The 24,800-nt window shown below is 71.8% G+C and carries 24 protein-coding genes and 1 pseudogene; 7 read left to right on the top strand and 18 right to left on the bottom strand.

Annotation, left to right across the window (positions count from 1 at the left end):
• Window positions 1–16: 16 nt before the first annotated feature.
• The gene (gene icmF, locus DX116_RS03255; RefSeq protein WP_119702755.1) at window positions 17–3,253 is read right to left on the bottom strand and encodes a fused isobutyryl-CoA mutase/GTPase IcmF; all 3,237 of its coding nucleotides are present in this window, start codon (window positions 3,251–3,253) and stop codon (window positions 17–19) included.
• Between the two features lie 99 nt (window positions 3,254–3,352).
• Between icmF and DX116_RS03250 the strand changes: the two genes are divergently transcribed.
• Window positions 3,353–3,856: a MarR family winged helix-turn-helix transcriptional regulator gene (locus DX116_RS03250; RefSeq protein WP_119702754.1), complete on the top strand. Its 504-nt coding sequence runs from the start codon at window positions 3,353–3,355 to the stop codon at window positions 3,854–3,856.
• Window positions 3,857–3,868: 12 nt separating this feature from the next.
• On the opposite strand, the gene DX116_RS03245 is transcribed toward DX116_RS03250, so the two are convergent.
• The 4 genes from DX116_RS03245 to DX116_RS03230 form a co-directional block, all read right to left on the bottom strand.
• On the bottom strand, window positions 3,869–4,627 hold the full coding sequence (locus DX116_RS03245; protein ID WP_119702753.1) for a hypothetical protein: 759 nt from the start codon (window positions 4,625–4,627) through the stop codon (window positions 3,869–3,871).
• 132 nt (window positions 4,628–4,759) lie between these two features.
• On the bottom strand, window positions 4,760–5,422 hold the full coding sequence (locus tag DX116_RS03240; protein WP_119702752.1) for a hypothetical protein: 663 nt from the start codon (window positions 5,420–5,422) through the stop codon (window positions 4,760–4,762).
• Window positions 5,423–5,559: 137 nt separating this feature from the next.
• Window positions 5,560–5,994 carry a hypothetical protein gene (locus tag DX116_RS03235; protein ID WP_119702751.1) on the bottom strand — a complete coding sequence of 145 codons (435 nt, stop codon included), beginning with the start codon at window positions 5,992–5,994 and terminating at the stop codon, window positions 5,560–5,562.
• 103 nt (window positions 5,995–6,097) lie between these two features.
• A complete protein-coding gene (locus DX116_RS03230; RefSeq protein ID WP_119702750.1) occupies window positions 6,098–8,002 on the bottom strand; it encodes an acyl-CoA dehydrogenase family protein in 1,905 nt (634 codons plus the stop codon).
• Window positions 8,003–8,075: 73 nt separating this feature from the next.
• Between DX116_RS03230 and rraA the strand changes: the two genes are divergently transcribed.
• The 5 genes from rraA to DX116_RS03205 all read left to right on the top strand — a co-directional run bounded on the left by rraA (window position 8,076) and on the right by DX116_RS03205 (window position 11,816).
• Window positions 8,076–8,561, top strand: a complete 486-nt coding sequence (rraA, locus tag DX116_RS03225) for a ribonuclease E activity regulator RraA (protein ID WP_233556551.1) — start codon at window positions 8,076–8,078, stop codon at window positions 8,559–8,561.
• A 177-nt stretch (window positions 8,562–8,738) separates the two neighbouring features.
• Window positions 8,739–8,942: a transcription antiterminator/RNA stability regulator CspE gene (gene cspE / locus DX116_RS03220; RefSeq protein ID WP_056605450.1), complete on the top strand. Its 204-nt coding sequence runs from the start codon at window positions 8,739–8,741 to the stop codon at window positions 8,940–8,942.
• An 89-nt stretch (window positions 8,943–9,031) separates the two neighbouring features.
• Window positions 9,032–9,595: an antibiotic biosynthesis monooxygenase gene (locus tag DX116_RS03215; protein ID WP_119702748.1), complete on the top strand. Its 564-nt coding sequence runs from the start codon at window positions 9,032–9,034 to the stop codon at window positions 9,593–9,595.
• Window positions 9,592–11,088 carry a cobyric acid synthase gene (locus DX116_RS03210; RefSeq protein ID WP_119702747.1) on the top strand — a complete coding sequence of 499 codons (1,497 nt, stop codon included), beginning with the start codon at window positions 9,592–9,594 and terminating at the stop codon, window positions 11,086–11,088. Before DX116_RS03215 ends, DX116_RS03210 begins: the two co-directional genes overlap by 4 nt.
• The gene (locus tag DX116_RS03205; RefSeq protein ID WP_119702746.1) at window positions 11,085–11,816 is read left to right on the top strand and encodes a cobalt-precorrin-6A reductase; all 732 of its coding nucleotides are present in this window, start codon (window positions 11,085–11,087) and stop codon (window positions 11,814–11,816) included. The genes DX116_RS03210 and DX116_RS03205 overlap by 4 nt, the downstream gene beginning before the upstream one ends.
• Here DX116_RS03205 and DX116_RS03200 read toward each other — a convergent pair.
• Both DX116_RS03200 and DX116_RS03195 read right to left on the bottom strand, forming a co-directional pair.
• Window positions 11,800–12,510 carry an SDR family NAD(P)-dependent oxidoreductase gene (locus DX116_RS03200; RefSeq protein WP_119702745.1) on the bottom strand — a complete coding sequence of 237 codons (711 nt, stop codon included), beginning with the start codon at window positions 12,508–12,510 and terminating at the stop codon, window positions 11,800–11,802. The genes DX116_RS03205 and DX116_RS03200 overlap by 17 nt on opposite strands.
• Complete coding sequence (locus DX116_RS03195; RefSeq protein WP_119702744.1) at window positions 12,507–13,451, bottom strand: cobalamin biosynthesis protein; 945 nt, start codon at window positions 13,449–13,451, stop codon at window positions 12,507–12,509. Before DX116_RS03195 ends, DX116_RS03200 begins: the two co-directional genes overlap by 4 nt.
• A 47-nt stretch (window positions 13,452–13,498) precedes the next feature.
• On the opposite strand from DX116_RS03195, the gene DX116_RS03190 reads away from it, so the two are divergent.
• Window positions 13,499–14,029 (top strand): bifunctional adenosylcobinamide kinase/adenosylcobinamide-phosphate guanylyltransferase, encoded by a 531-nt coding sequence (locus tag DX116_RS03190; protein ID WP_119702743.1) that lies wholly within the window; start codon window positions 13,499–13,501, stop codon window positions 14,027–14,029.
• Between the two features lie 50 nt (window positions 14,030–14,079).
• On the opposite strand, the gene DX116_RS03185 is transcribed toward DX116_RS03190, so the two are convergent.
• The 11 genes and pseudogenes from DX116_RS03185 to DX116_RS03145 all read right to left on the bottom strand — a co-directional run bounded on the left by DX116_RS03185 (window position 14,080) and on the right by DX116_RS03145 (window position 24,794).
• Entirely contained in the window at window positions 14,080–15,096 is a 1,017-nt protein-coding gene (locus DX116_RS03185) for an enoyl-CoA hydratase/isomerase family protein (protein WP_199715910.1), read from the bottom strand.
• Window positions 15,093–15,848, bottom strand: a complete 756-nt coding sequence (locus DX116_RS20050) for an adenosylcobinamide-GDP ribazoletransferase (protein WP_199715909.1) — start codon at window positions 15,846–15,848, stop codon at window positions 15,093–15,095. The genes DX116_RS03185 and DX116_RS20050 overlap by 4 nt, the downstream gene beginning before the upstream one ends.
• A complete protein-coding gene (gene cobT / locus DX116_RS03180; RefSeq protein ID WP_119702742.1) occupies window positions 15,848–16,885 on the bottom strand; it encodes a nicotinate-nucleotide--dimethylbenzimidazole phosphoribosyltransferase in 1,038 nt (345 codons plus the stop codon). Before cobT ends, DX116_RS20050 begins: the two co-directional genes overlap by 1 nt.
• Complete coding sequence (locus DX116_RS03175; RefSeq protein ID WP_119702741.1) at window positions 16,882–17,676, bottom strand: CbtA family protein; 795 nt, start codon at window positions 17,674–17,676, stop codon at window positions 16,882–16,884. Before DX116_RS03175 ends, cobT begins: the two co-directional genes overlap by 4 nt.
• A 98-nt stretch (window positions 17,677–17,774) precedes the next feature.
• Window positions 17,775–17,984, bottom strand: a complete 210-nt coding sequence (locus DX116_RS03170; RefSeq protein ID WP_119702740.1) for a CbtB domain-containing protein — start codon at window positions 17,982–17,984, stop codon at window positions 17,775–17,777.
• A gap of 175 nt (window positions 17,985–18,159) precedes the next feature.
• Window positions 18,160–18,621: a histidine phosphatase family protein gene (locus tag DX116_RS03165; protein WP_119702739.1), complete on the bottom strand. Its 462-nt coding sequence runs from the start codon at window positions 18,619–18,621 to the stop codon at window positions 18,160–18,162.
• Window positions 18,618–19,373, bottom strand: coding sequence for a uroporphyrinogen-III C-methyltransferase (gene cobA, locus DX116_RS03160; protein WP_325048615.1), 756 nt, complete (start codon window positions 19,371–19,373; stop codon window positions 18,618–18,620). The genes DX116_RS03165 and cobA overlap by 4 nt, the downstream gene beginning before the upstream one ends.
• 45 nt (window positions 19,374–19,418) lie before the next feature.
• A pseudogene (locus DX116_RS20465) lies at window positions 19,419–19,622 on the bottom strand (NAD(P)-dependent oxidoreductase); the annotation flags it as partial.
• Window positions 19,619–22,117, bottom strand: a complete 2,499-nt coding sequence (locus tag DX116_RS03155) for a cobyrinate a,c-diamide synthase (protein ID WP_119702737.1) — start codon at window positions 22,115–22,117, stop codon at window positions 19,619–19,621. The pseudogene DX116_RS20465 and the gene DX116_RS03155, both read right to left, overlap by 4 nt.
• Window positions 22,111–22,725: a cob(I)yrinic acid a,c-diamide adenosyltransferase gene (gene cobO / locus DX116_RS03150; RefSeq protein WP_119702736.1), complete on the bottom strand. Its 615-nt coding sequence runs from the start codon at window positions 22,723–22,725 to the stop codon at window positions 22,111–22,113. The genes DX116_RS03155 and cobO overlap by 7 nt, the downstream gene beginning before the upstream one ends.
• Window positions 22,725–24,794, bottom strand: coding sequence for a magnesium chelatase subunit D family protein (locus tag DX116_RS03145; protein WP_119702735.1), 2,070 nt, complete (start codon window positions 24,792–24,794; stop codon window positions 22,725–22,727). The genes cobO and DX116_RS03145 overlap by 1 nt, the downstream gene beginning before the upstream one ends.
• Window positions 24,795–24,800 lie beyond the last annotated feature (6 nt).

Here is a 24,800-nt window from a genome sequence, read left to right as displayed (position 1 = left end):
CACCGGCGCGCAGGAGTCAGACGTTGCGGCGGTACTGCCCGCCCACCTCGAAGAACGCCTCGGTGACCTGCTGCAGCGAGCACACGCGGGCGGCGTCCATCAGCACCGCGAAGACGTTCTCGTCGTTGATCGCCGCGAGCCGCAGGCGCTCGAGCGCCTCGGTCGCCTCGCGGCTGTGCGACTCCTGCCATCCGCGCACGCGTGACAGCTGCGACTCCTTCTCGGACTCCGTCGCCCGCGCCAGCTCGACCGTCGCCGGCTCCTCGCCCTCGACGTGCGGCTTGCGGAACGTGTTGACGCCGATGATCGGCAGCGAGCCGTCGTGCTTGCGGTGCTCGTAGAGCATCGACTCGTCCTGGATGCGCCCGCGCTGGTAGCCGGTCTCCATCGCGCCGAGCACGCCGCCGCGCTCGTTGATCGCGTCGAACTCGGCCAGCACGGCCTTCTCGACCAGGTCGGTCAGCTCGTCGGTGATGAACGCCCCCTGCGTGGGGTTCTCGTTCATCGCCAGGCCCCACTCCTTGTTGATGATCATCTGGATCGCCAGGGCGCGGCGCACCGACTCCTCGGACGGGGTCGTGACGGCCTCGTCGTACGCGTTGGTGTGCAGGCTGCTGGCGTTGTCGTAGATCGCGATGAGGGCCTGCAGCGTCGTGCGGATGTCGTTGAAGTCCATCTCCTGCGCGTGCAGCGAGCGGCCGGACGTCTGCACGTGGTACTTCATCTTCTGCGAGCGCTCGTTGGCGCCGTACTTCTCCTTCATGGCGATCGCCCAGATGCGGCGAGCCACCCGGCCGAGGACGGAGTACTCGGGGTCCATGCCGTTGGAGAAGAAGAACGACAGGTTGGGCGCGAAGTCGTCGATGTCCATGCCACGTGCGAGGTACGACTCGACGTACGTGAAGCCGTTCGACAGCGTGAACGCGAGCTGGCTGATGGGGTTGGCCCCGGCCTCGGCGATGTGATAGCCCGAGATGCTGACGGAGTAGAAGTTCCGGACGCCCTCGTCGATGAAGTACTGCTGGATGTCGCCCATCATCCGCAGGCTGAACTCGGTCGAGAACAGGCACGTGTTCTGGCCTTGGTCCTCCTTGAGGATGTCGGCCTGCACCGTGCCGCGGACGTTCTTGAGCGCGTACGACCGCAGCTCGGCGTGCTCGGCCTCGGACGGCTCGCGACCCTCGCGCTCGCGGAAGGCGTCGACCTGCTGGTCGATCACGGTGTTCAGGAAGAAGGCCAGCACGGTCGGGGCCGGCCCGTTGATGGTCATCGACACCGACGTCGTGGGCGCGACCAGGTCGAAGCCGTCGTACAGCGCCTTCATGTCGTCGAGCGTCGCGATCGAGACGCCGGACGTGCCGACCTTGCCGTACACGTCGGGGCGCGGGTCGGGATCGCGGCCGTAGAGCGTCACGGAGTCGAACGCGGTGGACAGGCGGGTCGCGTCGCCGTCGGACGACAGCAGCTTGAAGCGGCGGTTGGTGCGGAACGGATCGCCCTCACCGGCGAACATGCGGGCCGGGTCCTCGCCGTCGCGCTTGAACGGGAACACGCCGGCGGTGAACGGGAAGTAGCCGGGCAGGTTCTCCTTGCGCCAGAAGCGCACGAGGTCGCCGTGGTCGGTGTAGCGGGGCAGCGAGACGCGGGGCACCTTGTTGCCCGACAGCGACTCGCGGGTCAGCTGCGTGCGGATCTCCTTGTCGCGCACCGTCACGACCATCTCGTCGCCGGAGTACGACTCGACGATCGACGGCCAGGCCTCGATGCGGTCGGTGATCTCGGCGGGGACGGCCTTGCGGGCCTCGGTGACGAGCTCGCCCAGCTCGTCCCTCGAGCCTGTCGAGAGGGTCGCTTCGTCAGCCACCGACGCGATCCGCTGCGCCCGGCTCGCGGCGCCGGCCAGCTTCTCGGTGTCGGCGTGGAAGCCGCGGATGGTCTCGGTGATCTCGGCGAGGTAGCGCACGCGGTCGGACGGCACCACCTGCCGGATGCCGCTGGAGAAGCGGACGTCGACGGGAGGCAGGACTCCCTCGCCGACGGGCAGTCCGCGCTCGGCCAGCGTGTCGCGCAGGTGCTGGTAGAGCGCCGTGACGCCATCGTCGTTGAACGTCGCGGCCGACGTGCCGAAGATCGGCATGTCCTCCGGCTTCTTGCCGAAGGCCTCGCGGTTGCGGACCATCTGGCGTCCGACGTCGCGCAGGGCGTCCTTGGCCCCGCGGCGCTCGAACTTGTTGATCGCGACGGTGTCGGCGAAGTCGAGCATGTCGATCTTCTCCAGCTGCGAGGCGGCACCGAACTCGGGCGTCATGACGTACATCGACATGTCGACATAGGGCACGATCGCTGCGTCGCCCTGGCCGATGCCGGGGGTCTCGACGATGACGAGGTCGAAGCCGGCGGCCTTCACGACGTCGATGACGTCGGACAGCGACTCGGGCAGCTCGTGCGACCCGCGGGTGGCCAGCGAGCGGAAGTACGCCCGCTCGCCGTCGAGGGAGTTCATGCGGATGCGGTCGCCCAGCAGCGCGCCGCCGCCGCGGCGACGGGTCGGGTCGACCGCGATGACCGCGACGCGCAGCTTGTCCTGCTGGTCGACGCGGAAGCGCCGGACCAGCTCGTCGGTGAGCGACGACTTGCCGGAGCCGCCCGTGCCGGTGATGCCGAGCACGGGTGAGCTGTGCGCCGACGCGGCCGCGCGGATGCGCTCGCGGTGGGCGTCGCTGAGCGCGCCCTGCTCGGCGAAGGTGATGGCGCGGGCGATCGCGGCGCGGTCGCCCGCGACGACCGCCTCGACGTCGAGCTCGCCGACGGCCTTCAGGTCGAAGTCGCAATCCGCGACGACCGAGTTGATCATGCCGACCAGGCCGAGGCGCTGACCGTCCTCGGGGGAGAAGATCGTGACGCCGCTGCCCCGCAGGCGCGCGATCTCGTCGGGCACGATGACGCCGCCGCCGCCGCCCACGACGTGGATGTGCCCCGCGCCCTGCTCGCGCAACGACTCGACGAGGTACTCGAAGTACTCGACGTGACCGCCCTGGTACGACGAGACGGCGATGCCCTGCACGTCCTCCTCGATCGCGGCGTCGACGACCTCCTTGACCGAGCGGTTGTGCCCGAGGTGGATCACCTCGGCGCCCTGCGACTGGAAGATGCGCCGCATGATGTTGATCGACGCGTCGTGACCGTCGAACAGGGCCGAGGCGGTGACGAAGCGCACCGGATTGGTGGGGACGTGCAGATCGGGAGCGCTCATGAGACCTCTGTCGTCGCGGGCCGGCAGTTACTAGGAATTAAAATAGTCGCATGTCCAAGTAATTACCAGTCCCGGAGCTGGTGCCCCTACGATGAACGCATGTCCGACGCGCACAGGCTCGAGTTCGACCCGATCGAGCGGGCGGGTCAGATCTGGTCCCGTCGCATCGGCGACCCGACGTCGATGCGGCTCGCGACGTCGATCATGCGCGTGCAGCAGCTCATCAGCTCAGAGCTCGACGCAGTGCTCAAGCCGCTCGGCATCACCTTCGCCCGCTACGAGGTGCTGCAGCTGCTGTCGTTCAGTGCCACCGGCCAGCTGCCGCTGAGCAAGATCGGCGAGCGGCTCATGGTGCACCCCACCTCGGTGACCAACGCGATGGACCGGCTCGAGTCGCAGGGCCTGGTGCGGCGCGTGGCCGACGAGAAGGACCGCCGCCGCACGTTCGCCGAGCTGACCGACGAGGGCGTGCAGGTGCTCGAGCAGGCCACCGCGGCGATCACCGAGATCGACTTCGCCGTGCCGGGGCTCACCCGCGAGCAGCAGGACCAGACGTACGAGCTGCTGCGGCACCTGCGCTCGTCCGCCGGCGACTTCGCCTGAGCGGGACGGTCGTCAGATCCGTCGCGTCTTGATCGTGTAGAACTGCGTCGTGCTCGACGTGCGGGGCACGTAGAGGCGGTAGCGGTACTTCTTCTTGATCGAGGTCGAGTAGGAGCCGTTGCCGCGCGAGTTGAGCTTGATGTTCTTGATGGTCCTCCACTTGCCGCGCTTGAGCTGCTGCAGCTTGACCCGTCGGGCCGAGTCGAAGCGGCCCGAGCCGGGGTTGACCACGACGACCTGGCGGGCCCGGAACTTCATCGTGTTGTTGCGGCGGTTGATCTTCAGCGCGTACCCGTCGCGGCGCGACGTCGTGACCTGCTTGCGCGCGTAGAAGATGTTGCTGACCGCGGGGTCGACGGTGCCGTCGGCGAAGTAGGAGGGACCGACCTGCAGCTGGCCCGGGCCCCACTGGCGAGGGAGCTCGACGCCGCCGTTGCCGACGCCCGGGTACAGCGTGACCCTGCCCATCGGCACGCCGTTGAGCCGGACGTCGGTCTGCACCTGGGTGCCGGCGGGCGCGGAGCCGGTGACGGTTCCGACGAACTGGGTGAGCGGACGCTGGGTGATGATGCCATCGCCCAGCTGCAGCGCCGAGATCGTGCCGGCCGCGCTGACGCCGGACCCGGCGCCGAAGGTGCTGCTGGAGGCCTCGGTGCTGACGGCCCGGCCGGTGGCCGCGCCGGTGTCGTCGGCCGCGGCGGGCCCGACGCCGAGGCCGAGGGTCAGGGCCGAGGCCGTCAGCAGCGTGGCTGCGCGGGCAGAGATGGACATGCGCATAGAGATCCCCCCGGAACGTCGTGATGGTGGGCTCATCCTCCCACAGCGCAGCACGGTGCGGGCTAACGGCCAGAGGCCCCCACCCGACGGGGTGGAGGCCTCTGTGAGGATCGGGATCCGGTGGGATCAGATCTTGTTGCGGGTCTGGAAGACCGTGCCGGCGTACGTCGGCGTGGTGGCGACCACGATGCGGTAGTTGCGCTTCTTCTTGTCGGAGAGCTTGACCGTGCGGGTGCCGTTCTTCTTCAGCTTGACGTTCTTGACGGTCCGCCACTTGCTGCCCTTCTTGGCCTGCAGCTTGGCCTTGCGGACGCCGGTGAGGCCGCCCGCGGCGTTGATGTAGCGAACCTTGACCTTGAACGTGAGCTTCTTGCCACGCTTCTTGATCTGCGCGCCGTCGGACACGTTGACGCCGTATCGCACCGTGAACGCGTTGGACCCGCCCGCGACGGCCTGGCCGGTGGGACCACTGCGGTCCTTGAGCCCGGTCAGCGTCACGACGCCCGCGCCCCACGCCTGCTGGTAGATGAACCCGCTGGACGACACGAAGACGTCTCCGGCCACCGGGACGCCGTTGACGTTGACGGTCGCGTAGACGTACGTGCGGTTGGAGCTGAGTGCGACCGGGATGACCTTCGACGTGGTGCCCTTGTAGCCGTTGAGCGCAGCGTCCTGGACTCCGATGTTGGCGACGTCGCCGGGTGCTGCCTGGGCGCCGGTGACGGTGCCTCCTGCGACGAGAGCAGTCGAGGCCACGGCGATGGCCGCGGCGCGCAACAGGTTCTTCATGTGGTGTCCCCCTGGAACGAGTGTGGATTGGTGGGGACATCTAACCAGATCCTCGCCGCTCTCAGACAATTGTCCCAAGAACGTGGACAGCCCCCGCCCGGACGGGGCGGGGGCTGTCGATCAGCGACGGTGAGTCGTCAGATCTTGGCGGTGCGGGTGTGGAAGCCCTGGTACAGGCTCGTGGGCTTCACGAGCATGCGGTACTTGCGCTTCTTGCCGTCGGTGCGCTTGAACGCGGCACGGCCCTTCGAGTTGAGCTTGACGTTCTTGAGCGTGCGCCACTTGCCCTTCTTGTGGACCTGCACCGTGGCCTTGCGGATGCCGACGGGCTTGCCGATGGTGTCGTCGAAGTAGCGCGCCGTGAGACGGATCGTGAGCTTCTTGCCGACCTTGCGGATGCGGATCTTGGAGGCCGCGTCGGGCCCGTACGGGGCGGCCGCGGCCGAGACGCTGCTCGACGACGAGACGGCGGCAGCGGGAGCGGACGGTGCCGCGTTGGCGACCGTCGCGCCTCCGGCGACGAGAGCGGTGGAGGCGACGGAGACAGCGGCCGCGCGCAACAGGTTCTTCATGGGTGATTCCCCCCGAGGTGTGGTGGACATGATCGGATCTGGCCGCCGGTCCCTGACGGGACGAGGCGACCGGTGAGCCGTCATCGATCGTGACACGGGCCTCCTAGTCGAGCAACATCGCGGCGCCGAGCGTCTCCTCCGGCACGCCGAATCCCTCGATCAGCGTCAGCGTGTGCGGACGCAGCTTGTCGAGCAGGTCGTTGATGAGCGACGTGACGGTCTTGGCGCGGGCGTCCGAGAGGCGGTTGTGGCCCATGAACCAGGCCAGGTCCTCCTCGATCGCCGTGAGCGCGTAGAGCGAGCACACGTCGCGCAGCAGCTCCTGCGCCTCGGGGTCGTCGCAGCGGGCGATGCCGGCCGTGAAGGCCTCGAGCACGATGCGCTCGATGTGCACGCGGCCGGCGCGGATGACGTGGTCCTGGGCGGCGTTGAACACCTCGAACGCCTTGACCTTGTCATCGCCGGCGCGGCGGAGGCGGCGGGCAGCCGTCTCCAGCACGTGCTGCTCGCGGTCCTCGAACAGGTTGAGCTGCGTGCCGCGGTCGAGCAGGTCGTGGTCGTCGTCGCCGCTGCCGGGACGCGCGTCGATGAGGCGCTGGATGAGCTGTGACGCGGCCGTGCGCTCCTTGACGACGTCGGCGACGGTGCCGGCGGCGAACTTGACCATGCCGACGGGGTCGAGCCCGCCGACCTCCTGCGCGTACGACGTCAGCAGCTCCTTGGCGACGAGCTGGAACAGCACGTGGTTGTCGCCCTCGAACGTCGTGAAGACGTCGGTGTCGCCCTTGAGCGTCGTCAGGCGGTTCTCGGCGAGGTAGCCCGCGCCGCCGCAGGCCTCACGGGCCTCCTGGATGGCCTTCGTGGCGTGCCAGGTCTGGGCGGCCTTGAGCCCGGCGGCCCGGCTCTCGAGCTCGCGCTGCTGGTGGGGCGGGGGCGGCTCCTCCGAGCTCTGCACGCGGTCCATGCGGGCCACCAGCTGGTTCTGGGCGAAGCGCATCGCGTACGACTTCGCGATCAGGGGCAGCAACCGGCGCTGGTGCATCCGGTAGTCCATCAGCAGGATCTCGTGGTCGGCGTCGGGCCCGAACTGACGTCGCTTGAGCGCGTACCGGCCGGCGATGCTGAGCGCGACCTCGGTCGCGGCGCTCGCGGACCCGCCGACGCTGATGCGTCCGCGGATCAACGTGCCGAGCATCGTGAAGAACCGGGCGTTGGAGCTCTCGATGGGTGAGGAGTACGTGCCTCCGGCGTCGACCTGCCCGTACTTGTTGAGCAGGTTGTCGCGCGGGATGCGCACGTGGTCGAAGACGATGCGTCCGTTGTCGACCGCGCCCAGGCCGCCCTTGTGCTTGTCGTCGGACGTCGTGATGCCCGGCAGGTCGTTGCCGTCCTCGTCGCGGATCGGCACGACGAAGCAGTGCACGCCGTACGACTCGCCCTTGGTGACGAGCTGCGCGAACACCGCGGCCACGCGGGCGTGCGCCGCGGCGCCGCCGATGTAGTCCTTGCGGGCCGACGGGGTGGGGGAGTGGACGACGAACTCCTCGGTGGCCGGATCATAGGTCGCGGTCGTCTCGAGGCTCTGGACGTCGCTGCCGTGCCCCGTCTCGCTCATGGCGAAGCAGCCGAGGATGTCGAGGTTGATCAGGCCGGGGATGTACTGCTGGTGGTGCTTGTCGGTGCCGAGGTTCTCGATGGCCCCGCCGAACAGTCCCCACTGCACGCCGGCCTTGACCATCAGCGAGAGGTCGAACTGGGCCAGCATCTCGATGCCCGTCACCGATGCGCCGGGATCGCCCGTGCCGCCGCTGGAGACCTTGAACCCGGCCGCCGGGATGCCCGTCGGCACGAGCTTCTTCATCTGCTCGAGCACGCGATCACGTGCCTCGTCGAGCGTCAGGTCGTGGTCGTAGGCCAGGTCGAAGGTGGCCAGCTCCTTGCGGGACTGCTCACGGATGTGGCGCCACTTGCCGTCGAGGGAGATGCGGAGTTCGTCGCTGAGCGTCATGTCCCAACGGTACTGGCGGGACGGGGCTGCGGCAGGTCGATACGGTGGACGGCACCCATCGAGAGGACATCGCGTGTTCACGACTCCTGACCTGTGCGACGACCATCCCGACGAGGTGCGGGTGCTCGCACCCGTGCTGCGGACGTACGGAGGGCGCGAGGCCTTCTGCGGCCGGGCCGTCACGGTGCGGTGCCACGAGGACAACTCCCGGGTCAAGGACCTGGTCGGCACCCCGGGCGAGGGGCGGGTCATCGTCGTCGACGGCGGCGGGTCGACCCGCAAGGCCCTGCTCGGCGACATGCTGGCCCAGACCGCGTCCGACAACGGCTGGTCGGGCCTCGTGGTCTTCGGCGCGGTGCGCGACGTCGAGATCCTGCGCACCATCGACTTGGGCGTGCAGGCGCTGGCCGCGATCCCGCTCAAGACCGAGAAGCTCGGCGTCGGCGACGTGGGGGTGACGGTGACGATCGCCGACGTCACGGTCGAGCCCGGCGACTGGGTCTACGCCGACGCCAACGGCGTCGTGGTGTCGTCCGAGGCCCTCCACGGCGACGCGTGATGTGGGGGGTGTCGCTCTTTCGGGCAATCACCGGTAGGGTTGATCCCAGTTGCACGACGTTGGGCTGTACGAACGAATGAAGTTCCTTCACTGGTGTTGATTTCTTCTCGGTTGGATGTGTGTCGCGACGGCTGCTCACGACAAGCGTGGGTGGCAATTCGCTGAAGGAGAAACATCATGGCTACTGGAACTGTCAAGTGGTTCAACGCTGACAAGGGCTTCGGATTCATCGCGCCCGACGATGGCAGCGAGGACGTGTTCGCGCACTTCTCGGCCATCGCCTCGAGCGGCTACCGCTCGCTCGACGAGAACCAGAAGGTCGAGTTCGACGTCGAGCAGGGCCAGAAGGGTCTGCAGGCGACGAACATCCGTCCCCTCTGATCTACCTGATCTGAACTAGATCTCGCACGTCGCCCCCGGAGCCTGGCTCCGGGGGCTTCGTCGTTCTCGCAGCCGCCTAGGCTTCAGGCATGACCGGACCCGTCACCGTCTCCATCACGCGACGCGTCGACCCCTCGCAGGAAGACCAGATGCTGGCCTGGCTCCGCGCCGGCACCGAGCTGGCCGAGCGCTTCGCCGGCTTCCTCGGCTCGGGCTGGGTGCGCCCCACGCAGGGATCGTCCGACTGGCACATGCTCTACCGCTTCGCCTCGCCCGACGCGCTCGAGGCGTGGGAGCTGTCGGCGCAGCGACGCTGGTGGCTCGACTCGGCGCAGGGCTTCGTCGCCGAGGCGTCGCGTGAGCACCGCACCGGCATCGAGGGCTGGTTCGACGAGCCGTCGAGCATCGACGTGCAGGACCTGCGGCCGGCCGTGCCGCCGCCTCCGCGCTGGAAGCAGATGTGCTCGATCTTCATCGTCTTCTTCCCCCTCAGCCTCGTGGCCAACGAGCTCGGCCGCATCTACCTGAGCGACTGGTGGCTGCCCGCTCGCGTGCTGCTGACGGTGTGCCTGATGACCCCGCTGATGACGTACGTCCTGCTGCCGTGGATCACCCGGCTGCTGGCGCCGTGGCTGCACAAGGCGCGGGCATGACCGGCTCGCTGCTGGTCGCCGGCACCACGTCCGACGCCGGCAAGAGCATCCTGACGACGGGGCTGTGCCGGGCCTTCGCGCGTCGCGGCCTGAAGGTCGCGCCCTACAAGGCGCAGAACATGTCGAACAACTCGATGGTGTGCCTCGGCCCCGACGGCATCGGCGCCGAGATCGGACGCGCGCAGTGGATCCAGGCCCTGGCGGCGCGCGCCACCCCCGAGGCCGCCATGAACCCGGTGCTGCTCAAGCCCGGCGGCGATCGTGCCAGCCACGTCGTGGTGATGGGCCACCCGGCCGGCGAGATCACGTCGGCGGAGTTCATCGGCGGGCGCACGCACCTCGCCGAGGCCGCCCACGCGGCCTACGACGACCTGGCCTCGCGCTACGACGTCGTGGTGTGCGAGGGGGCCGGCAGCCCGGCCGAGATCAACCTTCGCGCCGGCGACTACGTCAACATGGGCCTGGCGCGACACGCCGACATCCCGACGATCGTCGTGGGCGACATCGACCGCGGGGGCGTGTTCGCGGCGATGTTCGGCACCGTCGCGCTGCTCGAGCCGGCCGACCAGCGGCTCGTCGCCGGCTTCGTGGTCAACAAGTTCCGGGGCGACGAGGGACTGCTGGCACCGGGCCTCCAGCAGCTCGAGCGGCTGACCGGGCGCCGCGTGTTCGGCGTGCTGCCGTGGAGCTCTGACCTGTGGCTCGACTCCGAGGACGCCCTCGACCTCGACGGCCGGCGGGCCGTCGATCGCGATGCCGCGCTGCGGGTCGCGGTCATCCGCCTGCCGCGCATCAGCAACTTCACCGACGTCGACGCGCTGGGGCTCGAGCCCGGCGTCGACGTGCTGTTCGCCAGCGACCCCCGCGACGTCACCGATGCCGACGTCGTCGTGCTGCCGGGCACCCGGGCGACGATCTCCGACCTGCGGTGGCTGCGGTCGCGGGGCCTCGACCGGGCGATCCTCGACCACGCCGCCGCCGGACGTCCGGTGCTCGGCATCTGCGGCGGCTTCCAGATGCTGGGTCGCACCGTCAGCGACCCCGACGGGGTGGAGGGCGATGCGGGCGCCGAGGTCGAGGGGCTCGGCCTGCTCGACGTCACGACGACGTTCGAGGTCGACAAGGTGCTGCGGCTGCCGGTCGGCGAGGCGCTGGGCGCATCTGCGGCGGGCTACGAGATCCACCACGGACGCATCGCCAGGGGCGGCGACGAGGAGTTCCTCGGCGGCGCACGGGCCGGGCACGTCTTCGGCACGATGTGGCACGGCAGCCTCGAGTCCGACGGTCTGCGCCGTGCCTTCCTCGCGGCGGCGTCCGAGGTGCTGGGCCGGCCCTACGAGGCGTCCGACGTCAGCTTCGCCGAGCGTCGCGACGCCCGTCTCGACCTGCTGGGCGACCTGGTCGAGCAGAAGCTCGACGTCGAGGCCCTGCTGGCGCTGGCCGAGCACGGCGCTCCCGCAGGCCTCGCCGTCCTGCCGCCGGGTGTCGGATGATCCTGCTGCTGGGCGGCACCGCCGAGGCCCGCGAGCTGGCCGTGCTGCTCGACCGGGCCGGCGTCCGGTTCGTCTCGACGCTGGCCGGACGCGTCGCCCGTCCGCGGCTGCCCGTCGGAGCCGTCCAGATCGGCGGGTTCGGGGGCGTGCGTGGACTGCGGTCGTACCTCGCCGAGCACCGCGTCACGGCGGTCGTCGACGCGACGCACCCGTTCGCGGCCGGCATGAGCGCCCACGCGGCCGAGGCCTGTGCGGCCGACGGCGTCCCGCTGCTGCGCCTCGAGCGTCCGGGCTGGTCCGAGGCACCCGGAGCCGCTCGCTGGCACTGGGTCGACAGCCACGACCAGGCCGCTGAGCTCGCCGCGACGCTCGGCGAGCGTCCGTTCCTCACGGTCGGTCGTCAGTCGCTCGACCGGTTCGTCGGGCCCCTCGCGCACCACCGCGCCGTCGCGCGTGTCGTCGACCCTCCCGGCTTCGTGCTGCCGGAGTCGTGGACGCTCCTGCTGAGCCGGGGTCCGTACGACCTCGACGGCGAGCGCTCGCTCATGGCTCCGCTCGACGTGCTCGTGACCAAGGACTCCGGCGGTGCGCACACGTGGCCGAAGATGAGGGTCGCCGACGAGATGGGCATCCCGGTGGTGGTGGTGCGCCGGGCCGCGCCGGCCGTCGGTGTCGAGATCGTCACCGACGCCGAGGCGGCCGCAGCCTGGGTCACGTCCCGCCGGTGACCCGGATCGTCGTGGCGGTCAGGTACGAGGCGTCCGGCTCGAACAGCCACGCCACCACGCCGCTGATGTCGGCGGGCAGGCCGGCCCGTCCGAGCGGCACGCGCTCGGCGACCCGGTCGGGCCGGCCCGCGTCGCCCGCGTCGGCGTGGATGTCGGTGCGGATCGTGCCGGGGGCCACGCCGACCACCCTGATGCCCTGCGCGGCCACCTCGCGGCCGAGCCCGAGGGTCAAGGCGTCGACGCCCGCCTTGGCCGCCGCGTAGTGCACGTACTCGCCCGGGGAGCCGGTCGTCGCAGCGCCTGACGAGATGTTGACGATCGTGCCACCGGGTGCCATTTGCTGGACGGCACGCTGTGCGCACAGGATCGCGGCGGTCAGGTTGAGGTCGACGACGTCGCGGACGATCTCGGGATCGGTCTGCGCGAGCGGCCCGATGTGCCGCGTCGCCCCCGCGTTGTTGACCAGGCCCGTGAGCGGCCCCAGCCGGGCCGCGGTGTCGAAGAGGACGTCGCGACCGGGGGCCGTGGTGATGTCGGCTGCCACGACGGTCAGCCCCTCGAGCTCGTGCTCGAGGGCACGGGCTGACGCGCGGTCGCGCACGTACGACGCGACCACCTGGTGGCCCTTCGTGACCAGCGCCCGGCTGACGGCCTCGCCGATCCCGCGGGTTCCTCCGGTGACGATGGTGATCATGGGTTCCTCCTGGGGGCGAGTCGGGCGGCGACCACGGCGCTGACCGTCAGCGCGCCCAGGGCGACGGCGTCGGCCAGCCGCACGGAGCGGCCGATGTCGTCGACGACCGGGGCGCGGCCGCTGCCCAGCGTGGGGCGGTGCTCGACGCGCGAGCCGTAGACGTTGGTGCCGCCGAGCTGCACGCCCAAGGCGCCGGCGAAGGCCGCCTCGACGGGTCCGGCGTTGGGGCTGGGGTGGCGGCGGGAGTCGCGGGTCCAGGCCTCGAAGGCGTCGGTGCGGCGTCCGCCGACCACAGGGGCCAGCGCCGCGGCGAGCAGCGCGGACAGTCGGGCCGGTGCGAGGTTGAGGACGTCGTCGAGGCGTGCGGACGCCCAGCCGAACCGCTCGTAGCGCGGGCTGCGGTGGCCCACCATGGCGTCGAGGGTGTTGGCGGCGCGGTAGGCGACGAGCCCGCCGATGCCGCCGACCGCCCCGGCCAGCAGCGGGGCCACGACGGCGTCGGAGGTGTTCTCGGCGACCGACTCGACGGTCGCGCGCGAGATCTCGGCCGCATCGAGCTGCGACGGGTCGCGTCCGACCAGGTGGGTCAGCTGCTGCCGGGCGGCCGGGAGGTCGCCGCGCACGAGGTGCGACTCGACCCGGACGGCCTCGCGGCCCAAGGAGCGTCCGCCGACCACCGCCCAGGTGGCGGCGGCAGTCAGCAGCGACTGGGCGACCGGACGTTGCCGGGTCGCGCGGTCGGCGAGCAGGCCGAGGGTGCCGGTGCCTGCCACCAGCACGGCGGCGTGCCGTGCCCCCGCGGCGCGGTCGTCGGCCCACGTCCTGCGCTCGAGGGCGCCGGCGACGCGTCCGAAGCCGGCCACGGGGTGCAGGCGGGCCGGGTCTCCGAGCAGGCGGTCGGCGGCGAAGCCGAGGACGAGGCCGATCGCACGCGCTCGCATACAGGGCTCCTTCGGGGCTAGGCTCTCGTCGACACTAGCGAGGTGCCATGAAGGTTCTGGTCACGGGCGGCGTGCGCTCGGGCAAGTCGTTCCACGCCGAGTCCCTGCTCGTCGCCGAGCCGCACGTCACGTACGTGGCGCCGGGGCCGCAGGCCGATGTCGACGCCGATCCCGAGTGGGCCGCGCGGGTCGCCGTCCACCGGGCCCGACGTCCCGACCACTGGGGCACCATCGAGACCCACGACCTCGCCGGCGCCCTGCGCGCGTCCGACGGTGCCGTGCTGATCGACTGCCTGGGCACGTGGCTGACGTCCGTCATCGACGAGCTCGACGGGTGGGACCAGCTGCGCGACGACTGGGAGCCGGTGCTGCTCGACCGGCTGGCCGAGACCGCTGCGGCGATCTCGGAGCACCGCGGCACGGTCGTCGCGGTCACCAACGAGGTCGGCATGAGCGTCGTGCCCGAGCACCGGTCGGGCCGGGTGTTCCGCGACCTGCTCGGCGTCGTCAACCAGCGCATCGCCCAGGAGTGCGACGACGTCCTGCTCGTCGTCGCCGGCCGGGCGCTGCGCCTCTGACCCCCCCGGGGCTGCTGGTCTCCCATGAGGCCGTGGGATCCCGGCACGGGTCAGGCGAAGAGGTGGGCCCAGGGGGCGGGGTCGACGTCGGCGAGGCGGGCGGGAGACCAGCGCGGGGAGCGGTCCTTGTCGATGACCTGGGCGCGGATGCCCTCGGCCATGTCGGGCACGCCCAGCAGGTAGGTCGACACGGCGAGGTCCTGGTCGAGGGCGCTGCGCAGGTCGGGCAGGGTCGCCGCCCGGCGGAGGGCCGCCAGGGTCAGGGTGACCGCCGTGGGCGACCGGGCCTCGATGTCGTCCGCGGCCTGACGGGCGTCGTCGTGGTCGGACGCGCGCAGGCGGGCGACGATCGCGGGCACGTCGTCACCCGCGTAGGCGGCATCGACCCACGCGCCGGCCGCGACGAGCGACGACGCGGGCGGATCGACCGACAGGCGGGCCAGGACGTCGTCGGGCGCCTCGGTCTCGAGCGCCTGCTCGAGAGCAGGCAGGCGGTCGCTCGGCACCAGCACGTCGGCCATGCCCAGCGCGATCGTGTCGGCGCCGTCGGCATTCGACGCCGTGAGCGCCAGGTGCGTGCCCAGCTCGCCCGGGGCACGCGCCAGCAGCCAGGGCCCGCCGACGTCGGGCACGAAGCCGATGCGGGTCTCGGGCATCCCCACGGACGTCCTCTCGGTGACGACGCGGTGCGAGGCGTGCGCCGACACCCCCACCCCGCCGCCGAGCACGATGCCGTCCATCAGCGCCACGACGGGCTTGGCGTACGTCGCGATGGCGTGGTCGAGCGCGTACTCCTCGCGCCAGAACTCGACGGAGTCGGCGGTGCCCTCGCGCGCCGAGCGGTACATGCCCTGCAGGTCGCCCCCGGCGCACAGCCCGCGGTCGCCGGCGCCCGTCACCAGCACGGTGGTGACCGAGTCGTCGTCGGCCCACCGGTCGAGCGCCCGCTGAGCGGTGCGGACCATCTCGAGGTCGAGCGCGTTGATGGCGCGCGGACGGTTGAGCGTCAGGACGCCGAGTCGGCCCCGCTGCTCGACGAGCACGGTGTCGGACGGTGAGGTGCTCATGATGCTCCTAGGAGAAGGACGGCCAGCGTGACCTCGATGGCCGCGCCGAAGACGTCGCCCGTGACGCCGCCGAAGCGCCGGACGCACCGCACGGTCAGTGCCGCGCCGACCAGCAGGGCGGCCGCCGCGACGACCGGGCCGCGCCACCACTCGTAGCCGGCCCAGTCGAGCACCCCGTAGGCGGCCGCGCCGGCCACGAGCCAGACGAGCAGGGCAGCGAGCGGGGCCACGGTGCCGGCGTACGACGCCGCCAACCCGTCGCTGCGAGCCGCCGGGACGCCGCGCGCACAGGTGACCACCAGGATCGCCCGCGAGACGCACACGAGCACGGCGGCCACCACGGGGCCGCGCGAGGACGACAGCACCGCGGCGAGGGCGGCGACCTGCACGCCGAGCACCAGCACGAGCGCCGCGGAGCCTGCCGGGCCGGACGTCCCGCCCTTCATGACGTCGAGCGAGCGCCTGGGGTCGTACGAGACCGTCAGCGCGTCGGCGACGTCCGAGAGCCCGTCGAGGTGCAGGGCGCGGCTGCCCATCGCCAGCGCGCCGACCGCGACCGCCGACACAGCCAGGGGTGCCAGCTCGAGCTCGCGCCCGGCCCAGCAGAGCAGGCCGACCAGCACGCCCAGCGGCACGACGGCCAGGGGAGCGAGCAGCATCGCCAGCCCGGTCGTACGGCGATCGACGGTCGACGGGTGCCCGACGCGGACCGCGGTCAGGGTGCCGACCGCCAAGCGCCAGGCGTCGAGCATCACCCGAGGTCGGACAGCAGGGCGACCTCGGCCAGCAGCAGCGCCGCGGACCGGACGACGGGCACGGCCGCGACGGCCCCGCTGCCCTCGCCGAGCCGCATGCCGAGGTCGAGCAGTGGCTCGAGCCCGAGCTTGTCGAGGGCCAGCGACTGGGCCGGCTCGGTCGAGCGGTGACCGGCGACGAACCAGGCGGACGCCCCGGGTGCGAGGCGGTCGGCCATGACGGCGGCCGCGACGGAGATGACGCCGTCGAGCAGGACGGGCACGCCGGACCGTGCGGCGGCCGCCAAGAACCCGGCCGACGCGGCCAGGTCGGCGCTGCCGAGCGCCGTGAGCGTCTCGAGGGCGTCGGACGTCCGGTCGCCGGCGCGGTCGAGGGCCTGCTGCACCACGGCGGTCTTGTGCGCGAGGCCGGACTCGTCGATGCCGGTGCCGCGGCCCGTGACCTCGGAGGCGGGCAGCCCGAACGAGGCGGCGATGAGCGCCGCGGCGGGCGTCGTGTTGCCGATGCCCATGTCGCCGCTGACCAGCAGCTGCGCTCCGGCAGCGATCTCCTCGGCCGCGACAGCCTCGCCCGCCGCGACGGCCCTCAGGGCCTCGTCGCACGTCAGTGCGTCCTCGAGGTGGATCGCGCCGGAGCCACGCCGCACCTTGAAGGCGGTGACGTCGGCGGGCACGCCCTCGAGGTCGTCGTCGACACCCAGGTCGAGCACCCGGACCGCGACGTCGTGCTGCCTGGCCAGCACCGACACGCCGGCGCGGCCCGCGAGGAACGTGCGGACCATGGCGGGCGTGATGGCCTTCGGGAAGGCCGAGACGCCGTGGTCGGAGACGCCGTGGTCGCCAGCGAAGATGACGGCGCGGACGCACTCGACCGGTGCGGGCGGCACCTGCCCCTGCATCGCGGCCAGACGGACGGCCAGGTCGCCCAGGCGCCCGAGGGCGCCGGGGGGCGTGGCGAGCTGACCCAGCCGGGCCGCCGCCGCGTCGCGGGCGGTCACGGACGGCGGAGCGACGGGCGTGCCGGGCGTCGTCACAGGCTCGCCGCCAGGTCGCGGCGTGCGGTCTTCGCGGTCTCCTGCTCGTACAACCTGCCGACCAGGCCGGCCAGGATGATGCCGAGGGCGGCCCACAGGGTCAGGTTGGTCATCAGCGACGCACGCCGGAAGTACCAGAGCGTGTCGCCCGGGAACGTGCCGATCTCGTTGACGGTCGGCAGCAGCAGTCCCGTGACGACCACGATCGCGAGGAACGTGCCGCCGCACACCAGCAGCGTGCGGTAGGTGCCGAGGCCGCTCAGCAGGCGGCGGGCCAGCAGCACCACGCCGATCATCGCGAGGATCGAGACGGCCTGGATGGTGAAGTAGTAGAGCGTCCGGTCGGCCAGGGTGTCCTCGTTGCCGACGGCCGGGGGCGTCGCCGGGTACTTGGTGAACGGCACGAGCCACGCGGCGACGAAGCCCAGCAGCGCGATCACCGCGGTCGACTGGCTGGGGCGCAGGCGTCCGAGGCGTCCGACGGCGAAGGCCGAGATGAGACCGACGACGCCGCCGAACGCGGTGCTGACGGCGAAGATGCCGGTCGCGAGCCCCCAGGTGGACTGGTTGTCGCGCGACACGACGGTGCCGCCCTCGTCGTGCGAGTGCGAGTGGGTGTGGCCGTCGTCGGCCGGGGCTGCGTCGGCGGGAGCCGCGGCGGTGCCGGCCTCCTCGACGGCGATGGCCGCGTCGACCTGCGGCTCACCGACGGTGTACGAGACGGCGAAGGCGAAGATGCCGGCCAGGAAGCCCGCGAGCAGGCCGCGGACCAGGAAGTTGCGTGGGGTCATGAGTGCTGTTCCAGACTGCGCCGCCGTCGCAGAGGCGTCCCGGCGTAGCGCGAGATGACCGGCCGCCGTCAGGCGAGCCGGTTGTGGACGAGGGGGTGTCAGTGGCAGGGGAAGCCGAGCAGGTGGCGTCCGTCGTGGACCCACTCGTGGACGGCGTTGCCCGACGGGATCGACACGATGCCCTGGTCGGCGCTGATGAAGAACAGCACGATGGCGGCGATGAGGAAGACGAAAGCGGCCCAGGGGGCGAGCTGGGCGACCGGGATGGTCGGGATCTCGACCTCGGGGGAGGCGACGGCCTGTGACATGTGAGCTCCTTGTGGGATGAGTGCGTCCCGTGAATGGATGAGTCGCCACTCCGTCGGGTCTGGCTTCGCCTGGTGCAGGGTCTGCAGGAGGCGTCACAGTAGCGCGACTGCGCCGGATTCTCACCGGCTTCCTCGGGGGTGGTGCTGTCATCCTAGGGACGAGTCGTTGCAACGGTCAACGACGGGGCAGGGTGACGGCCACCTCGCGGGTCTCCGGGTCGACGCTCGTGACCGATCCGTTGGCGGCCGGCTCGGGCCTCTGACCGCTCAGCAGGCCCACCGCCAGGCCGATCGTGTCGCCGTGGCTGACGGCGACGGTGTGGTCGGGCAGGTCGCGGTCCAAGACCTGCTGCACGCGGACGAGGACGTTGGTGTAGTTCTCGTCGAGGCCCTTCTCGAGCAGCAGGGGCTCGACCTCGACCTCCAGGCCCAGGTGCGCGGCGATGACCTCCGCGGTCTCGAGAGCCCGGGTGGCCGGAGAGCTCAGCAGCCGGACGACACCACGGTCGGCGAGCGACTCGGCGGCGTCCTGCGCCTGCTCGCGGCCGAGATCGGTCAGCGGGGGACTGAGCTCGTGGCCCTGCAGGCGGTCGAGGACGTTCCAGGTCGACTGGCCGTGCCGCACCCAGAGGATCATCGGCTCGTCCCGTCCGCGTCGTCGACCAGGCCGTCAATGTCGGCGACGTCGCCGATGACGGCGACGGCGGGCGGACGCACGCCGGCGGCGTGGGCGGCGATCGTCGACACGGTCGCCCGGACGACGTGCTGGCTCGACAGGCTGCCGTCGGCGACCACGGCGGCGGGCGTGGAGGGAGCGAGTCCGCCGGTGACCAGGGCGGCGCAGATGGCCTCGAGCGTCCGCACGCCCATCAGCACCACGATCGTGGTGCCGGAGCGGGCGAGCGCCGCGTAGTCGAGGGTGCTGTCGGGGTGGTCGGGCGGCACGTGACCCGAGATGACGGTGAACCCCTGCGTGAGCCCGCGGTGCGTCACCGGGACGCCGGCGAGCGCGGGCGCGGCGATCGCCGAGCTGACGCCGGGGATGACGCGCGTCGCGATGCCGGCGGCGTGGCACGCCAGCAGCTCTTCGCCGCCGCGGCCGAAGACGAAGTTGTCGCCACCCTTGAAGCGGACGACGTGGCGGCCGGCCTTGGCGTGCTCGACGAGCAGCTGGTTGATGTCGTCCTGGCTGGTCGAGCGTCCGCCGGGGATCTTGGCGACGTCAATCAGCTCGACGTCGGGGCGGGCCCAGGCCAGGGCGGCGATCGGCGCCAGGCGGTCGGTCACGATGACGTCGGCCTGCTGGATCGCCTCGCGGCCCGCGACCGTCACGAGGCCTGGGTCGCCGGGTCCTCCGCCGACGAGGGTGACGGAGCCGATGCCGAGGATGCGGTCGGGCTCGGGCGCCCGCGGACGTCCCCTCAGCACGAGGTCGAACCGGTCGAGGTCGGCCGGCTCGACGTCGCGGACCCAGGTGACGAGACCGCGGCCCACGAGGTCATCGATCGTCGCGGTCAGCTCGGGGGCGACGACGGTGACGCTGGAGCCGCCGTCGAGCAGGGCGGCGACCTGCGCCGCGGCCCGGGTGTCGCCGCCGATCACGACGGCGTCGAGACCGGCGACGTCGAACGGCGTCACAGCTCGACCCTCAGGGCGGCGAGCAGCTTGCGCGTCGTGTCGGGGCGGCGCACCGCGATGCGCACCCAGGCGTCGTCCAGGCCCGGGAAGGTGTCGGCGCGGCGCAGCGCGTATCCGGCAGCCCGCAGTTGCTCGTGGGCTCCGCGGCCCAGCTCGGCCAGCACGAACGGGGCCGCGGGAGCCGTGAAGCGCACGCCGAGCTCGGTGAGACCGTCGGTCAGCACGGCGCGGTGCTGCGCGATGCGGGTGACGCGGGTGGCGGCCTCGGCCAGCGCCTGGTCGGACGTCGTGGCGGTCATCGCGGCGATCGCCTGGGCCGACACCGACCACGGCGACTGCTGCGCGCGCAGCTCGGCCAGCAGCTGCTGGCCGCCGATGACGTAGCCCGCCCGCACGCCCGGGATCGACCAGAGCTTCGTGAGGCTGCGGACGACCAGCAGGCCGGGCACGGGCTGCCCGGCCAGGGAGTGCCGCTCGCCGGGCACGGAGTCCATGAACGCCTCGTCGACCACGACGACGCGGTCCGGGCGCAGCAGCATCCGGACGGTCTGCGCGGGGTGCAGGACGCTGGTGGGGTTGGTCGGGTTGCCGATCATCACCAGGTCGGCGTCCGACGGCACCAGGGTGGGGTCGAGCGCGAAGCCGTTGGCGGGGTCGCACAGCACGTGGTGGGGGGTGTGACCCGCGGCGAGCAGAGCGGCGTCGGGCTCGGTGAACTGCGGGTGCACCACGACGGGGCGCTTCCACGGGCGGGCGCGGGCGATCAGGCTGAACGCCTCGGCCGCTCCTGCTGTCGCGAGCACCTCGTCGGTGGCGCGGCCGTGACGTCGCGCGATCGCGTGCTCGGCCTCGCGGGCGTCGGGGTAGGCGCCGACGTCGTCCACGCTCGCGTGCAGGGCGTCGACGAGCCAGGTGGGTCGTGCGTCGTCGTGGATGTTGACCGCGAAGTCGACCAGGCCCTCGCCCAGCTCGGCATCCCCATGGAACGCAAGACCGTTCGCCAGTGACGAGCTCTGCGAGGAACGTGAGGGAGCGCCAGCGACCGAGGCGTCCACGAGAAGTGAGGTCGCCTCGTCTCGCTCACGGTCGCTGCGCTCCGTGTTGCCCGGCTCGTAGGCGTGGACGGCGTCGGCGAAGCGCTGGGCGATGCGAGGGTGGCCGGCCCAGTGGGTGTGCAGGTACGAGGCGTGCAGCGTCTCGGAGCCGATGCCGTGGCCCTCGCCGTCCAGCAACCACGAGGCCGTGCCCTGGTCGACGGCGTCGACGAGCTTGGTGCGGTGAAACTCGTGGCCCGTCACCCGGGTGCCGGCCACGCCCATCAGCTGGTCGGTCGGCACGACGACCGAGCGGTACGACAGCGTCAGCCGCGGGCTCATGACGGCGTCGGCGTCGACCGCGCCCACCATGGGGATGCCGTCGACCGAGCGGCACAGGTAGAGCAGGCCGGCGCACTCGGCGACGGTGGGCATCCCCGACTGCACCGCCTCGCGCAGCGCGGTGCGCAAGGGGGCGTTGGCGGCCAGTCCGGCAGCGTGCACCTCGGGGAACCCGCCGCCCAGGTACAGGCCCGCGGTGCCCTCGGGCAGTCGCTCGTCCGAGAGGGGGTCGAACGTGACGACGTCGCAGCCCGCCGCGCGCAGCAGCTCCTCGGTCTCGGCGTAGCGGAACGTGAAGGCTCGCCCGCCGGCCATCGCGACGAGCGGACGTCGCTCGGACGGCGGGTGCACCTCGGCGGACGGGTCCCACGGCGCCGCGTCGAGATCGGGAGCGGTGCGGGCCAGGGCCAGCAGGTGGTCGAGGTCGATGCGCTCGGCGATCTGGTCGGCGAGCCGGTCGAGGGCGTGCGCGGCATCGTCGCGCTCGTCGGCGGGCACGAGGCCCAGGTGGCGCGACGGGGCCACGATGCCGTCGTCGCGCTGCAGCACGCCGAGCACCGGCACGCCGGTCGACTCGAGCGCGGAGACCACCTCGGTGGCGTGCCGCGCCGAGCCGGCCTTGTTGACGATGACGCCGACGATGCGCACCGACGGGTCGAACGCGACCATGCCCTGCACGACCGCGGCGATCGAGCGGGACGCGTGCGAGATGTCGACCACGAGCACGACGGGGGTCTGGGTGACGGTCGCGACGTGCGCCGTCGACGAGAACCCGTTGCCGCCGATCTGCCCGTCGTAGAGCCCCATGACGCCCTCGACGATCGCGACGTCGGCGGGCCGGTCGCCGCCCACACCGGCTCCGTGCAGCAGCAGCGGGGCGAGCCGGTGCTCGCCGACCATGTGCGGATCGAGGTTGCGGCCGGGCTTGCCCGTGGCCAGCGCGTGGTAGCCCGGGTCGATGTAGTCGGGTCCGACCTTGTGGCACGAGACGTCGTGGCCGGCCCGTGTGAGGGCGGCCATCAGCCCTGTCGCGATGGTCGTCTTGCCGTGACCGGACGCCGGCGCGGCGATCACGAGTCTTGGAAGGCTGACCGCAGCCGGATGATCTTTGCCTACCATTCGATGCCTCGCTGACCCTTCTGACCGTTGTCGAAGGGATGCTTGACGTGCTGCATCTCGGTGACCAGGTCGGCGATCTCGACGAGCTTGGGATCGGCGTGACGTCCCGTGATGACGACGTACTGCCGGCCCGGGCGGTTGCTCAGCGTCTCGACGACGTCGTCGACGTCGACCCAGCCCCACTTCATGGGGTAGGTGAACTCGTCGAGCACGTAGAGGTCGTGGCGCTCCTCGGCGATGCGGCGCTTGACCTCCGCCCATCCCTCGGCGGCGTCGGCGGCGTGGTCGTCGTCCGAGCCCTCCTTGCGCGACCAGCTCCAGCCGGAGCCCATCTTGTGCCACTCGACCGGGCCGCCGACGCCGGTCGTGTCGTGCAGCTCGGCGAGGCGCTCGAGCACGGTCTGCTCGCCGATGCGCCACTTGGCGGACTTGACGAACTGGAACACGCCGATGTCCCAGCCCTGGTTCCACGCGCGCATGGCCATGCCGAACGCGGCCGTCGACTTGCCCTTGCCGGCGCCGGTGTGGACCATCACCAGCGGACGGTTGCGCCGCTGCTTGGTGGTGAGCCCGTCGTCGGGGACGGTGAGGGGGACGCCTTGGGGCATCAGGCCGCTCCCTTCACGACATCGGTGAGGGCCGAGGCGCTGACCTCGCCCAGCGGCACGTACTCGGCCATCAGGTGGTCGGCCAGCTGGAGCGCGAGGCCCATCTTGAACTTGCCGGTCTCGCAGTCGATGACCAGGCTCGCGACGCCCGTCGCGCCCAGGTGCGCGGCCACGCGGTGCGCGCGGCCGATCGCGTCGTCGCCGAACGTCGCGCGACCGTCGGTGATGACGACGAGCAGCGGGCGGCGGCGGGGGTCGCGCACCCGCTCGAGGCGCAGGACGTCGGCGGTCTTGAGCAGCGCCTCGGCCAGCGGGGTGCGCCCGCCCGCGGGCAGGTCGGCGAGGCGGGACGCGGCGATGTCGATCGAGCCGGTGGGCGGCAGGGCCAGCTCGGCCCCGTCCTGGCGGAAGGTGATGAGCCCGACCTTGTCGCGACGCTGGTAGGCGTCCATGAGCAGCGAGAGGATCGCGGTCTTGACCTGCTCCATGCGCCGGCGTGCTGCCATCGAGCCGGAGGCGTCGACGCAGAACAGGATCAGGTTGGACTCGTGGCCCTCCTTGATCGCGAGGCGCAGGTCGGACGCGCGGAAGTCGAGCCCGCGCGAGCCGAGGGCCCGGCCCCGGGCGATCTGGTGCGGTGCCGCGGCGCGGATGGTCTCGGTGAGGTGGATCGAGCCGCCCTGGCCCGTGCGCGGCGCGGCGCCGACGCGGCGGCCGGTCTCGGTGATGGCGCGCGACCGACGTCCGGACTCGCCCGCTCCAGTGCCGCCGACCGTGAACAGCTTGGGACGGAACGGCTGCTGGGCGCCGGCGACGGTGACCTCGTCGGTGCCACCGGGCGTCGAGGTGTCCTCGCTCGTCGAGGTGTCGGTCTCGCTGGTCTCGCTGGTCTCGCTCGTTGAGCTTGTCGAGCCCGTCGAAGCGTCCGACGTCCCTTCGGCAGGCGCCGGGGGCGTGCTCGACTCGTCGCCGGCTGAGCCCTCGCCGGCTGAGCCCGTCGAAGCCTCGCCGCCCTCGTCCTCGTCCCCGTCGGTGCCGTCCGGCGTCGGCGGCTCGGGCTCGTCGTCGCCGAGGATGCGTTCGAGGAGGTCCTCGTCGATGCCGGGCGCGTCGAACGGGTTGCGGCGGCGGCGGTGCGGCAGGGCCAGGCGGGCCGCGGCGCGGATGTCGTCACGCGTGACGGCGGTGCGTCCGTTCCAGGCCGCGTGGGCCGAGGCCGCCCGGGCTGTGACGATGTCGGCGCGCATGCCGTCGACCTCGAACGCGGCGCAGACCTCGGCGATCTTGAGCATGGCCCAGTCGCTGAGGTCGACCTGCTCGACGAGCTTCTGCGCGGCCTGGATGCGGTCGGTCAGCGCAGCCTCGTCGTCGGCGAAGCGTGCCGCGAAGGCATCGGGGTCGGTCTCGTAGGCGAGGCGGCGGCGGACGACCTCGACGCGGACGGCGGGGTCACGCGGCGCGGCGACCTCGACCGTCAGCCCGAAGCGGTCGAGCAGCTGGGGGCGCAGCTCGCCCTCCTCGGGGTTCATCGTCCCGACGAGCACGAAGCGGGCGGCGTGCTCGACCGAGACGCCGTCGCGCTCGACCGTCGAGCGTCCCATCGCGGCGGCGTCGAGCAGCAGGTCGACGAGGTGGTCGTGCAGCAGGTTGACCTCGTCGACGTAGAGGATGCCGCGGTGGGCGCGGGCCAGCAGCCCGGGCTCGTACTCGGTGACGCCCTCGGACAGCGCCTTCTCGAGGTGCAGAGAGCCGAGCACGCGGTCCTCGGTGGCGCCGACGGGCAGCTCGACGAGGCGCACGGCGCGCGTCTCGACGTCCGCGTCGGGGCCGAACGGGCCATCGGGCGAGAGCGGCTGGGCCTCACGCGGGTCGGACGAGAACCGGTCGCCCGCGATGACGTCGATCGGGGGAAGGATCGAGGCGAGGGCGCGCACCATCGTCGACTTGGCGGTGCCCTTCTCGCCGCGCACCAGCACGCCGCCGATGGCCGGCGAGATGGTCGAGAGGGTCAGGGCCAGCGCCATGTCGTCAGATCCGACGACGGCGCTGAAGGGGTAGTGCTGTGGCATGTGGGG

Origin of the sequence: Aeromicrobium endophyticum (assembly GCF_003586285.1) — a bacterium.
Lineage (GTDB): Bacteria > Actinomycetota > Actinomycetes > Propionibacteriales > Nocardioidaceae > Aeromicrobium > Aeromicrobium endophyticum.
This window is presented reverse-complemented; position numbering and strand designations above follow the sequence as displayed.

Excerpts from the sequence above, each read along its gene's own strand:
- icmF (WP_119702755.1), bottom strand. The coding sequence starts at position 3,253 with ATGAGCGCTCCCGATCTGCACGTCCCCACCAATCCGGTGCGCTTCGTC.
- DX116_RS03250 (WP_119702754.1), top strand. The coding sequence starts at position 3,353 with ATGTCCGACGCGCACAGGCTCGAGTTCGACCCGATCGAGCGGGCGGGT.
- DX116_RS03245 (WP_119702753.1), bottom strand. The coding sequence starts at position 4,627 with ATGTCCATCTCTGCCCGCGCAGCCACGCTGCTGACGGCCTCGGCCCTG.
- DX116_RS03240 (WP_119702752.1), bottom strand. The coding sequence starts at position 5,422 with ATGAAGAACCTGTTGCGCGCCGCGGCCATCGCCGTGGCCTCGACTGCT.
- DX116_RS03235 (WP_119702751.1), bottom strand. The coding sequence starts at position 5,994 with ATGAAGAACCTGTTGCGCGCGGCCGCTGTCTCCGTCGCCTCCACCGCT.
- DX116_RS03230 (WP_119702750.1), bottom strand. The coding sequence starts at position 8,002 with ATGACGCTCAGCGACGAACTCCGCATCTCCCTCGACGGCAAGTGGCGC.
- cspE (WP_056605450.1), top strand. The coding sequence starts at position 8,739 with ATGGCTACTGGAACTGTCAAGTGGTTCAACGCTGACAAGGGCTTCGGA.
- DX116_RS03215 (WP_119702748.1), top strand. The coding sequence starts at position 9,032 with ATGACCGGACCCGTCACCGTCTCCATCACGCGACGCGTCGACCCCTCG.
- DX116_RS03210 (WP_119702747.1), top strand. The coding sequence starts at position 9,592 with ATGACCGGCTCGCTGCTGGTCGCCGGCACCACGTCCGACGCCGGCAAG.
- DX116_RS03205 (WP_119702746.1), top strand. The coding sequence starts at position 11,085 with ATGATCCTGCTGCTGGGCGGCACCGCCGAGGCCCGCGAGCTGGCCGTG.
- DX116_RS03200 (WP_119702745.1), bottom strand. The coding sequence starts at position 12,510 with ATGATCACCATCGTCACCGGAGGAACCCGCGGGATCGGCGAGGCCGTC.
- DX116_RS03195 (WP_119702744.1), bottom strand. The coding sequence starts at position 13,451 with ATGCGAGCGCGTGCGATCGGCCTCGTCCTCGGCTTCGCCGCCGACCGC.
- DX116_RS03190 (WP_119702743.1), top strand. The coding sequence starts at position 13,499 with ATGAAGGTTCTGGTCACGGGCGGCGTGCGCTCGGGCAAGTCGTTCCAC.
- DX116_RS03185 (WP_199715910.1), bottom strand. The coding sequence starts at position 15,096 with ATGAGCACCTCACCGTCCGACACCGTGCTCGTCGAGCAGCGGGGCCGA.
- DX116_RS20050 (WP_199715909.1), bottom strand. The coding sequence starts at position 15,848 with ATGCTCGACGCCTGGCGCTTGGCGGTCGGCACCCTGACCGCGGTCCGC.
- DX116_RS03175 (WP_119702741.1), bottom strand. The coding sequence starts at position 17,676 with ATGACCCCACGCAACTTCCTGGTCCGCGGCCTGCTCGCGGGCTTCCTG.
- DX116_RS03170 (WP_119702740.1), bottom strand. The coding sequence starts at position 17,984 with ATGTCACAGGCCGTCGCCTCCCCCGAGGTCGAGATCCCGACCATCCCG.
- DX116_RS03165 (WP_119702739.1), bottom strand. The coding sequence starts at position 18,621 with ATGATCCTCTGGGTGCGGCACGGCCAGTCGACCTGGAACGTCCTCGAC.
- DX116_RS03155 (WP_119702737.1), bottom strand. The coding sequence starts at position 22,117 with ATGGTAGGCAAAGATCATCCGGCTGCGGTCAGCCTTCCAAGACTCGTG.
- cobO (WP_119702736.1), bottom strand. The coding sequence starts at position 22,725 with ATGCCCCAAGGCGTCCCCCTCACCGTCCCCGACGACGGGCTCACCACC.
- DX116_RS03145 (WP_119702735.1), bottom strand. The coding sequence starts at position 24,794 with ATGCCACAGCACTACCCCTTCAGCGCCGTCGTCGGATCTGACGACATG.